Source organism: Chryseobacterium sp. L12 (genome assembly GCF_056133985.1).
The window spans coordinates 470,883-482,177 of record NZ_JBVYOF010000001.1; the positions used below are offsets into that span (position 1 = coordinate 470,883).

15 protein-coding genes are annotated in these 11,295 nt (G+C 41.5%); 2 read left to right on the forward strand and 13 right to left on the reverse strand.

The features are described from left to right. Positions 1–36 precede the first annotated feature (36 nt). From AC0NBN_RS02315 to AC0NBN_RS02375, 13 genes are all read right to left on the reverse strand, one after another. Complete coding sequence (locus AC0NBN_RS02315) at positions 37–330, reverse strand: hypothetical protein (RefSeq protein WP_019977033.1); 294 nt, start codon at positions 328–330, stop codon at positions 37–39. Between the two features lie 108 nt (positions 331–438). Next, on the reverse strand, positions 439–888 hold the full coding sequence (locus tag AC0NBN_RS02320; protein WP_034871422.1) for a DUF3872 domain-containing protein: 450 nt from the start codon (positions 886–888) through the stop codon (positions 439–441). Between the two features lie 12 nt (positions 889–900). Beyond that, positions 901–1,461, reverse strand: coding sequence for a conjugal transfer protein TraO (locus AC0NBN_RS02325; RefSeq protein ID WP_019977031.1), 561 nt, complete (start codon positions 1,459–1,461; stop codon positions 901–903). Positions 1,462–1,481: 20 nt separating this feature from the next. After that, positions 1,482–2,375, reverse strand: coding sequence for a conjugative transposon protein TraN (traN, locus tag AC0NBN_RS02330; RefSeq protein ID WP_034871537.1), 894 nt, complete (start codon positions 2,373–2,375; stop codon positions 1,482–1,484). Between the two features lie 23 nt (positions 2,376–2,398). Beyond that, positions 2,399–3,739, reverse strand: a complete 1,341-nt coding sequence (traM, locus tag AC0NBN_RS02335) for a conjugative transposon protein TraM (RefSeq protein WP_070562255.1) — start codon at positions 3,737–3,739, stop codon at positions 2,399–2,401. After that, positions 3,726–4,013, reverse strand: coding sequence for a hypothetical protein (locus AC0NBN_RS02340; protein ID WP_034871420.1), 288 nt, complete (start codon positions 4,011–4,013; stop codon positions 3,726–3,728). Before AC0NBN_RS02340 ends, traM begins: the two co-directional genes overlap by 14 nt. Positions 4,014–4,030: 17 nt before the next feature. Then, complete coding sequence (locus AC0NBN_RS02345; protein WP_034871419.1) at positions 4,031–4,465, reverse strand: hypothetical protein; 435 nt, start codon at positions 4,463–4,465, stop codon at positions 4,031–4,033. An 11-nt stretch (positions 4,466–4,476) separates the two neighbouring features. Beyond that, the gene (gene traK, locus AC0NBN_RS02350; protein WP_026357722.1) at positions 4,477–5,100 is read right to left on the reverse strand and encodes a conjugative transposon protein TraK; all 624 of its coding nucleotides are present in this window, start codon (positions 5,098–5,100) and stop codon (positions 4,477–4,479) included. Between the two features lie 25 nt (positions 5,101–5,125). Next, the gene (gene traJ / locus AC0NBN_RS02355; RefSeq protein ID WP_160811734.1) at positions 5,126–6,118 is read right to left on the reverse strand and encodes a conjugative transposon protein TraJ; all 993 of its coding nucleotides are present in this window, start codon (positions 6,116–6,118) and stop codon (positions 5,126–5,128) included. Between the two features lie 3 nt (positions 6,119–6,121). Beyond that, positions 6,122–6,754 (reverse strand): DUF4141 domain-containing protein, encoded by a 633-nt coding sequence (locus AC0NBN_RS02360; RefSeq protein WP_019977024.1) that lies wholly within the window; start codon positions 6,752–6,754, stop codon positions 6,122–6,124. 28 nt (positions 6,755–6,782) lie between these two features. Further along, entirely contained in the window at positions 6,783–9,287 is a 2,505-nt protein-coding gene (locus AC0NBN_RS02365) for a TraG family conjugative transposon ATPase (protein ID WP_059344615.1), read from the reverse strand. After that, complete coding sequence (locus AC0NBN_RS02370) at positions 9,284–9,616, reverse strand: DUF4133 domain-containing protein (protein ID WP_034871416.1); 333 nt, start codon at positions 9,614–9,616, stop codon at positions 9,284–9,286. Before AC0NBN_RS02370 ends, AC0NBN_RS02365 begins: the two co-directional genes overlap by 4 nt. A gap of 11 nt (positions 9,617–9,627) precedes the next feature. After that, complete coding sequence (locus tag AC0NBN_RS02375; protein ID WP_034871415.1) at positions 9,628–9,933, reverse strand: DUF4134 domain-containing protein; 306 nt, start codon at positions 9,931–9,933, stop codon at positions 9,628–9,630. A gap of 378 nt (positions 9,934–10,311) precedes the next feature. On the opposite strand from AC0NBN_RS02375, the gene AC0NBN_RS02380 reads away from it, so the two are divergent. Together AC0NBN_RS02380 and merTP are read left to right on the forward strand one after the other, a co-directional pair. Beyond that, entirely contained in the window at positions 10,312–10,689 is a 378-nt protein-coding gene (locus tag AC0NBN_RS02380) for an ArsR/SmtB family transcription factor (RefSeq protein ID WP_027375684.1), read from the forward strand. Continuing rightward, positions 10,686–11,291 (forward strand): mercuric transport protein MerTP, encoded by a 606-nt coding sequence (gene merTP / locus AC0NBN_RS02385; RefSeq protein ID WP_027375685.1) that lies wholly within the window; start codon positions 10,686–10,688, stop codon positions 11,289–11,291. The genes AC0NBN_RS02380 and merTP overlap by 4 nt, the downstream gene beginning before the upstream one ends. Positions 11,292–11,295 lie beyond the last annotated feature (4 nt).

Consider the following 11,295-nt stretch of genomic DNA (forward strand, 5'->3'; position numbering starts at 1 on the left):
ATCCGATTCGTTAATAAGTTTATAGGGAAATTTCTATCAACGTTTGGTAGGCTGTTCAATTTTAACTTCCTGTTGTTTTTTCTCCCTTTCTTTTTTCATCTGTGTATAAGACCAAAGAATAACAACGCCAAGAATAATTAAAGCATAGGCAATCCATTTACCAACACGTTCTATAAAACGGATAAATACAGATGCTTCAAAACTCGAAAAGCCCTCTGCACCCATCGCATTACGTCTGTAAAATTTCCTCCGGCTTATCCAGTAGATAAGACCTATACCGATAACAAGCGGAATAATTCCCATTACCAATTGAGAAGTAACTGCATCCATATTGTCAAAATTATATCAAATAAATTTAAACAAAACATCCTTGGTTGAAAATCAAAAGCAAAAAACCGACCTATAAAGTCGGTTTTGTCGTTGTCAAAGTTGTTGTTCTTAATCACTACTATTGAACTGAAAACTTAATTGCTTTTCATTCCCGAAGCTGTCCGAAATCCAAACCTCAAAAGATTGTGAAACAGCAGATGTTGAAGTGTAGTACAAGCGAAACTGCTCTGTTGGTAATGAATACAAATCGTTCGGGAGGTACGGTGGTTCATCGTAGTATTGCAATGTTCCTGTACCGTCAAACTGAAAATAGCGAAGAAAATACTGAGTGTTCGTGTAGTTTCCTGTTCGATGTATGGTAATGCGGATCTCTACCGTCTGCCCATCGGCAACATCTTTGGGTACCGGCATTACATTTACCTCAAAAGGAAAATCGTTCTGTATTTCGAGTTCATCATCTTTGCTACAAGATACCAAAGAAACCGAAGCTGCGAGAATTGCCAACATTAAGTATATCGGCAATAAGCCTATTCTGAATTTATTGAATATTGCTATCATTGTTTTTACATTTTAAAAGTTAAACCTTAATCCCACACCTGCGGAGGGGCGGAACTGTTTCATATCCGTACCCCATACGACCTTAGTACGTCCTTGCAGAACTAACACAAAACGATCTGACAGGTACGTTTCAAAAGTGAGCCTTCCACCGGCTCCGTAGATGAAGTTGTCTTCATTCAAAACCTTTGCTCCATCATACAACATTGTTTCGCCACGGTTGATTGTTTCATAACCCAGTACGCCTGTTATAGCTGCATTCAGCGTGATGTTTTTACGGGCATCGCCCAAAAGAAAGAAACTATAACCTCCCTCAGCTGTGTAGGTTTCCTGTGGTATGCGAAGATCTTTGTAGTTGTGGTATTGATGGGTATATTCCAACGCCCATAGCTGATAATTGCCGTTTTTGCCGTTTACAGTCATACCAAGGCTGATGTAATAATCGTTGCCGATTTTATCATCGGATAATACACCAACATTTACTTCCAATCCTTTTTGTTTAGGCAACATTCGTTGCGCTTGGCTGGTTGTGATGCCTATCAGTATAAGCATCACAGTATAGATATACTTTTTCATATTATTGCTTTAAAGGTTTATTAAAATTTCAGATGCATATCGTTGATCAATCGGGCTTTTATCAAATCCGAATTTTCTACCTGAAGTGTTTGATGACGACCACCGTTCTTCTCGAAAATCTCAACCAACAGTACCTTATCATCGGCAATAGTGAATTGGTCTAACAGGAAAACATTTTGTTCGGTGGTTTGTCCCGAAATTTCTGTAAGTGGTTTATAGGTACGAAGCGGTATCATCGGGCGTTCCTGTACTACGGTTCGTTTGGCAACCTTTTTATCAACTACCTTGAAATTCACAAAGTCGATATTGAACGGTACATTGCTGCGATTTCTCAATTCCGTATGGAAATAGTATTTACCATTGTGTATGTAAATTCCTTTCAGAATAAACTGAATGCCGAAACTCTTAGCCCCAATATGCTTTACAATGCGTTTGTCCTTTTTGTAAATAGTTTCCAAAAGCAAGCCCGCCAATGAGGGAGAATTGTTGCCCAATTCTTCAAAAAGCACATCGTTACCGTTGGCTTTGTCCACTGCTTTTTGCATTGTCAAAAGGTCATAGCTCAATGCTTCGGGATACCCGCTGTAATACACATTGAAACTGTAAAAACGTCCGTCATTCGTGATAACGGAAAAATTGGTTTCCGCTTCAAAATCCCTTACCGATGCTTTTACACGCAATACATTTTCGGCATCTTCCGCTTTTCCTGCAATTAGGTATTCACTTCCCAAATCCACGTAACGAATGGCAGTCGGGAAAATCAGGTGCGAAGTTTTATCGTAGGTCAATTCCATACGGTACGGTTCTATCTTGCCCAGGGCAAGCGGTGTTCTAATGCTGTCCTGTGCATAAGATTGTACGGCAAAGCCAAGTATGAGGGCAATTGCCCAAAAAGTTTTAAAATGATTTTTCATTGTTTTATTATTTGAATTCAACATTATTTTTTAGATACCAAGAAGACCTGATGTCCTGCTTTCAGTGTTACCTTTGGCGTTCTTACTTTTTTGGCGAAATAGCCCGAAATACCCTGTACTACGCCACGGCTAAGGTCTGCGGCAACTTGCTGTCCGGCATTTTGAGTAAGCATCAAGCTTGTTCCTGATTGTTGGCTCATATTGCCTGCCATTTCTGTAAGGGCATTCATTTCAGGCGAATACGGAACATACAATCCTTGCTGTCCGTCCAAATCGTAAATGGTAATATCCACAGGGATGATGTTGCCCTCCAGTTCTATCGAAGTAATCTTTAGCTGTAATCGCCCTCCCTGAAATTTGGCATTAGCTGTTACAATCGTTCCTTTGGGAATGGTTCGTTGTGGTGTTTGGGCTGGCTCCAATAAACGAAGACGTACACCTGTTTCGCCAACTATTGTTTGTGTTTCGTGTACGCTTGCTTTTATACTGTTTTTCGGTTGTACCACCTGCTCAATGGAACCTGCGGTATAAAAGCCACGATTTTTGGTCTGGCTCCAATCGGCTAAAAATGCACTATCGCTGGGTTCACGGTATAAGGCAGAAACAGTGTTTTTCCTCATAGACGTAAATGCTACAAAATGCTCTTTTTGATTAGTAGTAGCAGTTCCTGAAGCATTGCTGTTATTGACAGGTAGAGCTTCTGAAGTACTCGTACTACCTTGGGGAAGATACTTTGCTGCCATCTGATAGGATTTTTCCATCAGTGCAAGCTGGTCATCTATAGTTGCAGCTTTGGGTACATCTTTTTCAGCCAATTGCTCTTTCAGTTCGTCCAATTGCCTGCGGAGTTCTATTGTTTCCAAATTATCGTCCTGATAAAACGAACCCAATGTACTTTGTGCATTGCGGTAACTGTTTAAGATAGAATTTCCATATCTGCCGGAATTTCTTTCAGAACCATAACGATAGCTTTCCTCTTCTTCAGGTATTTCTTCTTCCATACTCTGGGAGCTGTCTGTATTCCAGTAATCTGAAAGCGTTGTCAGGGCATTTCGTTTTTCTTTATCCTTTTGTTCCAGCATTTCCTGTTCGTATGCCTTTTGCTTGTCCGACTGTAATCCTGCTTCAGTAGCCTGCGGAACTGCATCGTTCAGTCCAAGACTTTCGATTTCGTTCTTATCTTCCGATGGTTTAAATATGAGATACATACAGCCTACAAAGACAATTCCCATCAAGCCGAATATGAGTGGCTTTTTCAGTTTATCGGCTTTGCTCTGCGTACTGTCTTGCAGCACATCAGCGGTTTCTTTCGGATTACCCTCGGTTACCCGAACCACCGTCTTTTTATTTTCATTTTCTTTCATAAATCTTATTTTTAAAAATGGTTGATAATGTGTCCTGTAAGCTTGCAGGGCTTTCTCCTTTTCTGAGTACAGGGTTTTCCATATGCCTGATTTTCATATCGTTTTCAGACTTTCCCGTGTCGTACCAAACTTTGGCAATCACGCCTGCGGTAAGCATCAGATAACCCAAGAAAAAGTATAGGGTATATTTGTGCTGTTTGCGTACAGGCAGTTCACGCCAGCGATCATCCAATTGGTCAAAGTGCCTGTCCATCTTTGCTCTTAATTTTTTCATATTGTAATGATTATCGGTTATCGCATTCGGAACCGTCTGTTTTGGTTAGACAACTGTTCTCTGGGCTTTTCGGAAACTTGTGCAATCGCTTCTTTTCTTGTCGGAACCGAATTTGTAGTGAGATCCGTTAATTTCGATTGCTTCAATAATTGCCCATACTGGTCTATTCTGTCAATATTCATTTTCTGAACATCGAAAAGACCGTCTTTGTACTTTATCCACATATTGCATTCAACCTTTGGCTTATCATCGCCATTCCATTCCAGGTAGGTTTTCAGCATCAGAATGTTTGGCAACATCGGTTTGTCTGTTCCATTATTACAAGCCTCCAAAAATCTGCTGATGCTATCTTTGATTTTGTCGGCATAGGCCGCTTCTGTTTGGAAATAGCCGTCATACCCTTTGTTCGTGAGGGTTTGTGCGAATGTGTCTAAGTCAAGTAACTGTTTCATAACTTCTATTTTTAGCGTTCAATTACTTCAATGTCCCTGTTTTCCGTTACGGCAAACTTTTCGATATTAAAACCTTGTGGGTTATTATCGGAACGGACAGAGTTCACGAGATAGCAGGACGTGATCAGGTTCCGTCTGGTTACATTGCTCGAACGGATGATGAATTGTTTGGCATAGGTTCGCACGGCATACGGATAGGTATCGAAGTTGCAGACAACGCTATCCACCTCAATACGCTGCTGTACGTTTCCTGAAATGATACGGTTATAGTATCCTTTTTCCGAAAGGTCTTTGTAATAATCAAAGGCACTTTTGTCGGCAAGGTTGAACGCCCGTTTCATATTGCTTTCAATGGCATTCTTATCGGGAGCCAATGTGAAGAACAGTTCGTGAAAACGTCTTACGTGTTCCCTCGCTTCAACAGGTCGGTTAATACTTGCATCCTGCGATAAGGCAAGCATTAGCGATTTTCCGTTGTCCAATACATAAACCTTTTGGCGTTGTTCCTCCGCAAAACGGTAGGACTGCCATACGGCATATCCTACCACACTAATGCAGAGAACGGCAAATACGATGGCATAAAGCCTGATCTGTCTGAAGCTGTTTTCAATATTTCTTAGTGTTTTAAATTCCATTTTTTAGATGATTAATTATTTTACATTATTTCATTAGCTGACCACCTATATTACCTGTGGCAGAACCTGCTCCGGCACTTGCTACATTTCCGGCTTTCATTGCTGTCTGATTTACATTTCGTGTAAAGTTTCCTGCACCTCCGGCCTGGATAATCCAACCTGTTACGGTAGGTATCGTAAAGTATCCGATAATGCCGATGATCATAAATATGATGTACACGGTATTACTGGTGTCGGGGATATAACTCGGATCGGCGAGCATCTCAATATCCCGCTCCAATATGAGTGATTGTATCCTTGCAAGCATGGAACTGAACAGATCTGAAACCGGTAGCCAGAGATACACACTGACGTACCTAGTGAGCCACTGTGTGAGCGTACTCTGAAAGCCATCCCATACGGAAATCGCAAAGGCGATTGGTCCGAGTATGGAAAGGACGATCAGAAAAAACGTTCGGATGGTATCTATGACTAATGCGGCTGCCTGAAAGAGTATTTCCAACAGATTGCGAAACCAATCTTTAAGGGCTTTCTCTAGCTGATAAGCGGTTCTGTCCATATACATTCCTGCCATTGTTCCAATGTCGGAAGGCGACCAGCCCAATTCATCCAGTTTTTTATCAAACTCTTCGTCCGATACCATAAAAGCTGTTTCTGGATTTCTGACCATTGCTTCATATTCCAATTGGTCTTTCTGCTGTTGCAATTGGTTCAGGTCGAGTACCTGGTTTTCGAGTATGGCGTGGGTTCCCGTTACCACTGGACTTAGTACCGCATTGATGGTTCCCAATACAATTGTCGGGAAGAACATAATACATAGTCCTAAAGCAAACGGTCGTAGCAATGGGAACATATCTATAGGTTCGGCACGGCTCAGAGCCTGCCAAACCTTTAACGCCACATAGAATAATGCACCCAATCCCGCAAGACCTTTTGCCACTGCTGCCATATCGCCTGCAAGCGGCATCATATCATCGTAGAGCGACCGCAGGACTTCGTGAAGATTATTCCATTCCATAGCTTACCAGTATTTTTGGTTGGAAGTTCCGTAGAGATCAAGTACTCTTTTGGCATCATCTTTCTTTTTCGCTCTCAAATAGCTTACGGAAATGTTCTTGTTGGTGTAATAGCGTACAAGGCTGTGGTATTCCTTGACTTCTTTGTACACACGGTCGATAATGTCCATACGCTCTTTATCGTTCAGCGATAGGCTTGATGAGGTTATGATCTGCTTTAGTTCCTTCAGTAGCTCGGTACTTTCGCCCAGTAATGCCGAATAACCATTGCCAATTGCAGTCAACTCCTGAGCTGTGAAATTGGGATCGTTCATCATCTTGCCGAAATTCTGTACATACATTTCGGATACATCACCTACCAGCAAAACCGTTTGTTGCACTTTACGGGCGTCCTTTACTAAGTTGTTGATGGCTTTCAGTTTGTCGTAATACTCTTTGCCTTGCTTATAGACTTTTTCAACCTCCTTAAAATTCTTAACCACATTACTTACTGTGGAGGATGTTTGTACAATCTCATTGGCGGAGTTGAGAATACCGGATGCAAGATTTGCAGGATCGGTTACTACAAACTGTGCTTTTGCGGAGGGTGTAACGGCAAGCATAATTGCCGTACACACCAGTAACATTACTTTTTTCATTGTTTCTAAATTTTTAAATGATTAATAATTATTGATTTACTTGTTCACGCCTTTGCATAGCGATATGCTTGATGGCGAGTTCGACGTTGCCGTCGAGTTCCGATGCGAGCTGCATCACTTCCATTTTTTCGGTTTCTTCCGTGGTATATGCCAAATACTCTTCAAGACTAACTTCGGTGGCATAGACTGCCGAGTGCGTACCACCTAATCCAATCCACACTTCTTTATAAAGCCGTGACGGATCGTTGTTCATATTGATGGAGAGTACCTGTCCTTTTTCTTTATCGGTAAGCCCGAGCATTGCCTGTATATCATCAAACTTGTTCATATACTTGCGTTGGTCTAAAAGGATTTTACAATCACTGTTGTTAATGATACTTTCCTTAACAATGGGCGACTGGATGATATCATCCACCTCCTGCGTTACCACGATGGCTTCACCGAAAAACTTCCTAACTGTTTTAAACAAATACTTTATATATTCTGCCATACCTTCCTTCGCAATCGCTTTCCACGCTTCTTCAATCAGGATAAGCTTTCGGATACCTTTCAGCCTCCTCATCTTGTTGATAAAGACCTCCATAATGATAATCGTGACGATGGGAAAAAGAATTTTGTGATCCTTGATGGCATCAATTTCAAACACAATAAAGCGTTTGGAAAGCAAGTCTAATTGCTTGTCCGAGTTCAACAGATAATCATACTCTCCACCTTTGTAGTAAGGTTCTAACACATTGAGAAAATTAGCAATGTCAAAGTCTTTTTCACGAACCTGTTTTTCTTCGAGTACCTTGCGGTAATCACCTTGGACATATTCATAAAAACCGTTGAATGATGGGAAAATCCCTTCCGTTTTGATACGCTCAATGTATCCACTCACGGCATTGGAAAGGGCGACCTCTTCAGAACGTGTTGGCGGCTCATCATCACGTTTCCAAAGGGTCAATATCAAAGTCTTGACACTTTCACGTTTCTCGATGTCGAAAACGCCATCATCGGTATAGAAAGGATTAAAGGCAATGGGATTGTCTTCTGTGTACGTGAAATAAACCCCATCTTCGCCTTTGGTTTTTCCTTTAATCAGTTCGCATAATCCCTGATAGGAATTACCTGTATCCACGAGCAATACGTGAGCACCTTGCTCATAGTACTGCCGAACCATGTGATTTGTAAAAAAAGATTTACCACTTCCTGACGGACCAAGTATAAATTTGTTCCGATTTGTGATGATACCACGCTTCATTGGTAAATCCGATATATCCAAGTGGATAGGCTTTCCAGTAAGCCTGTCAGCCATCTTAATCCCGAATGGCGAAGGTGAATTATGATAATTCGTTTCTTCGGTAAAGAAGCATAAGGCAGGTTCAATGAACGTGTAAAAACTTTCCTCACTCGGAAAATCGCCTGCATTGCCCGGCATTCCTGCCCAGTACAAAGTAGCTACATCCGTAGTGTTGTGGCGGGGTTTACATTCCATCAATGCCAATGCACCACCACAATCGTTCTTCAACTGTTTCAGTTCCGCTGGATCTTCTGACCAGGCTATGATGTTGAAGTGTGCCCGTATAGATGAAAGACCGAAAGAATGGGCTTCGTTCAGATACCTTTCTATCCACTCCTTGTTGATCTGGTTGGCACGGCTGTACCGAGCCAGCGAGTGCATATTCCTTGCAGACTTCTCAAACTTTTGAAGATTAGCATCGCTGTTGTCTAAAAACAAGTATTGGTTGTAGATATGATTACAGCTTAACAGCAATCCTACGGGTGCGGCAAACGATAAACGACAGTCGCTTCGGTCGGTCGATAACTTTTCAAAACGTGTATCTGCCGATACCGTTCCCGGCAGATCGTCCGTATCGGACAAAGTATGCAATGATAATCTTTTGTTTCCGATACGTACTTCTTCAGACCCCAAACCGATGTCCTGCATCGGAGTTTCGGCTTCCCTCGAAAGGGTAAGGTATTGTTCCAGCAATCCTTGTTTTTCGTCCGTCCCTATGATGTCGTCTTCGGTCAGGCGTTGCAGGCTTATGAAACCGCTATCGTTTACGATACGCTCAAACTGGGCGACTGCCTCCATAAAGCGGTGTATCGTTTCCTTGTTCCTGATTTCCTTGGGTATCAGCGAACCTTTGCAAAGCGAACTGAAGTTGCTTTGCATACGCATTCTTTCCTTGGTAGTTTTGGTCAGGAACAGGTAGCAATAATGGTTCAGGAACGGTCGCTCATTAAAATGGCGCTGGTAGGATTTAGCCAAAAAGCTCTGGTCTTCCTTTGCCAAATCGGGAGCGTAGTTTTCCTTGATGTACCAATCCTGTTTGTGAACGATTGTAAAATCCGGTAAAGTTTTGATAGCCTTATGCCACGCTGCGTGAATGGCTTCATATTCCGCAGAAGCTACCGTAAACAGTTCCGGCAAACGAACGGCAAAGCAAGCAGTTATGTCTGCATCTTTGGAAAGAATGCAGTTGTTTTCTACTGCCAGCAGAGGGAATTTGCTTTCCAATGTAGTGGTCTTAGATACATTTCTCATACAGCACTCTTTTTAGGTGTGAATTTTAAATAGCGCCTTACGGGCTTGCGACAGATGATGTAATGGGGATGCCTTTTTATTGCGCCGATTTTCATCAATCCGTGTTCACCATACTTTTGATTGAGTGAAAAGGTCTGCCATACAATTAGCGAAGCACCACCAATTCCTAAAGACAGACAGATGTAAGAATTAACCCCAGCCATGTAAAGTATCATGACCAGGATCAATGTCCCAAGTAATCCGCCGGCGAAGATGAATAGGTACTGCGCTTTCAGTCCCTTAAATTCTACTGTTCTTCCAATGCCTTTGTTGATGTTGTAATTACTCATAGGGCAAAGGATTAAAGGAAAAATGAACGAAGAATGGTAGCAGCTACAATAAGGAAGATACAGGCACCGAACCACGATGCCGCCGTTTTACTGGTATCGGGATCTCCGCTACTGAACTTGTTGTACACTTTAACACCTCCGATGAGTCCTACTACGGCACCAATAGCATAGATAAGCTGTGTGGCGGGATCGAAATAAGAGGTGACCATTTGGGTAGCTTCTGTGATACCTGCTGTACCATTTCCCTGGGCGAATGCACCGATTCCTGAGAGCATCAATGTAGCTGCCAGCAAAACTTTTTTTCTTTGTTTTTTCATGATTAAACACATTAATTTGTTATTGTATTCCCACTTCTCGCGGGCTTTCTGAACAAAGGTGTTTCAGAAATCAAGGCGTTATAATAAAGTGACAGTCAAAGGAATGATTTGGCAGTGAGTGACGTTATAGTTGATAATGGAGCATGAAAAAATGCCAAACATTTCGATACAGAATAGCTGATAAAATTTCTCCCTTATGATTTTATAAGTTTTCCATTATCCTAAAAAGACACTGGGTATTTATTTATCCCCTTAACAAAGTCCCAAGAGACCCACCGCTTAAAAAAAAGATTTATTAAAATTATCATTTAAGTATTTGCTTAAATAAGAAAACTATTTGTATTTTTGCTGCGTTATTAAATCCTAAACAAGGAAATTATGGAAAACAATCAATCGTGTATCCGTGTGTTTGCCGACAAGGTTCAAATAGACAATTGTAGAGAAATACTTCAAACCAACGACAAGGCATTCAGTCAACTGAGTGGACTTTTAGCATTGGCAGGAAACGAAGTAAGGTTAAAAATCTTATTTCTCTTAGAAGAAGAAAACGAACTTTGTCCTTGCGACCTTTCAGACATTCTCGGAATGAGCATCCCTGCCGTTTCGCAACACCTCAGAAAACTAAAAGACGGAAACGTCATTGAAGGTAGAAGAGAAGGACAAACCATTTTCTACTCTTTGAAACAGGAGCAACTTACTTTACTTCGTCCATTTTTTAAACACATCATAAACAATTCAAAAAAGGAAACAGTATGAACAAGAAAAACAACAGACTTGTCGGAGCGGGTGTGCTTTCGGCAGTAGCAGCATCACTTTGCTGCATTACACCTGTATTGGCTCTTATTTCAGGAGCTTCAGGAGTGGCATCTACCTTTTCATGGATGGAACCAGCAAGACCTTATCTAATCGGTATCACCGTTTTGGTATTGGGCTTTGCTTGGTATCAGAAACTCAAACCACGAACAGCCGAAGAAATCCAATGTGATTGCGAAGAAGACGAAAAAAAACCCTTTATGCAGACCAAAACATTCTTGGGAATTGTAACCGTGTTTGCAGCCTTGATGCTCGCTTTTCCAAACTATGCACACATTTTCTATCCTTCAAACGACAACAAGGAAGTTGTAATCGTCAATGCTTCTGACATCCAAACGGTAACTTTTGATGTAAAAGGAATGACTTGCAATGGTTGTGCTTCACACGTAGAAAATGATGTGAACAAATTGCCAGGCATTGTTAAGGTAGATGCGATTTATGAAGAAGCGATTGCCAAAGTAGAATTTGACCAAACCAAAGTGAGTATCGCTCAAATTGAAGAAGCCATCAACGGTACAGGTTACAAAGTGGTTGGCAAGAAATAGTATT

Excerpts from the sequence above, each read along its gene's own strand:
- traK (WP_026357722.1), bottom strand. The coding sequence starts at position 5,100 with ATGGAATTTAAAACACTAAGAAATATTGAAAACAGCTTCAGACAGATC.
- AC0NBN_RS02340 (WP_034871420.1), bottom strand. The coding sequence starts at position 4,013 with ATGAAAAAATTAAGAGCAAAGATGGACAGGCACTTTGACCAATTGGAT.
- AC0NBN_RS02345 (WP_034871419.1), bottom strand. The coding sequence starts at position 4,465 with ATGAAACAGTTACTTGACTTAGACACATTCGCACAAACCCTCACGAAC.
- AC0NBN_RS02315 (WP_019977033.1), bottom strand. The coding sequence starts at position 330 with ATGGATGCAGTTACTTCTCAATTGGTAATGGGAATTATTCCGCTTGTT.
- AC0NBN_RS02320 (WP_034871422.1), bottom strand. The coding sequence starts at position 888 with ATGATAGCAATATTCAATAAATTCAGAATAGGCTTATTGCCGATATAC.
- merTP (WP_027375685.1), top strand. The coding sequence starts at position 10,686 with ATGAACAAGAAAAACAACAGACTTGTCGGAGCGGGTGTGCTTTCGGCA.
- AC0NBN_RS02370 (WP_034871416.1), bottom strand. The coding sequence starts at position 9,616 with ATGAGTAATTACAACATCAACAAAGGCATTGGAAGAACAGTAGAATTT.
- AC0NBN_RS02375 (WP_034871415.1), bottom strand. The coding sequence starts at position 9,933 with ATGAAAAAACAAAGAAAAAAAGTTTTGCTGGCAGCTACATTGATGCTC.
- traM (WP_070562255.1), bottom strand. The coding sequence starts at position 3,739 with ATGAAAGAAAATGAAAATAAAAAGACGGTGGTTCGGGTAACCGAGGGT.
- AC0NBN_RS02380 (WP_027375684.1), top strand. The coding sequence starts at position 10,312 with ATGGAAAACAATCAATCGTGTATCCGTGTGTTTGCCGACAAGGTTCAA.
- AC0NBN_RS02365 (WP_059344615.1), bottom strand. The coding sequence starts at position 9,287 with ATGAGAAATGTATCTAAGACCACTACATTGGAAAGCAAATTCCCTCTG.
- traN (WP_034871537.1), bottom strand. The coding sequence starts at position 2,375 with ATGAAAAATCATTTTAAAACTTTTTGGGCAATTGCCCTCATACTTGGC.
- AC0NBN_RS02325 (WP_019977031.1), bottom strand. The coding sequence starts at position 1,461 with ATGAAAAAGTATATCTATACTGTGATGCTTATACTGATAGGCATCACA.
- traJ (WP_160811734.1), bottom strand. The coding sequence starts at position 6,118 with ATGGAATGGAATAATCTTCACGAAGTCCTGCGGTCGCTCTACGATGAT.
- AC0NBN_RS02360 (WP_019977024.1), bottom strand. The coding sequence starts at position 6,754 with ATGAAAAAAGTAATGTTACTGGTGTGTACGGCAATTATGCTTGCCGTT.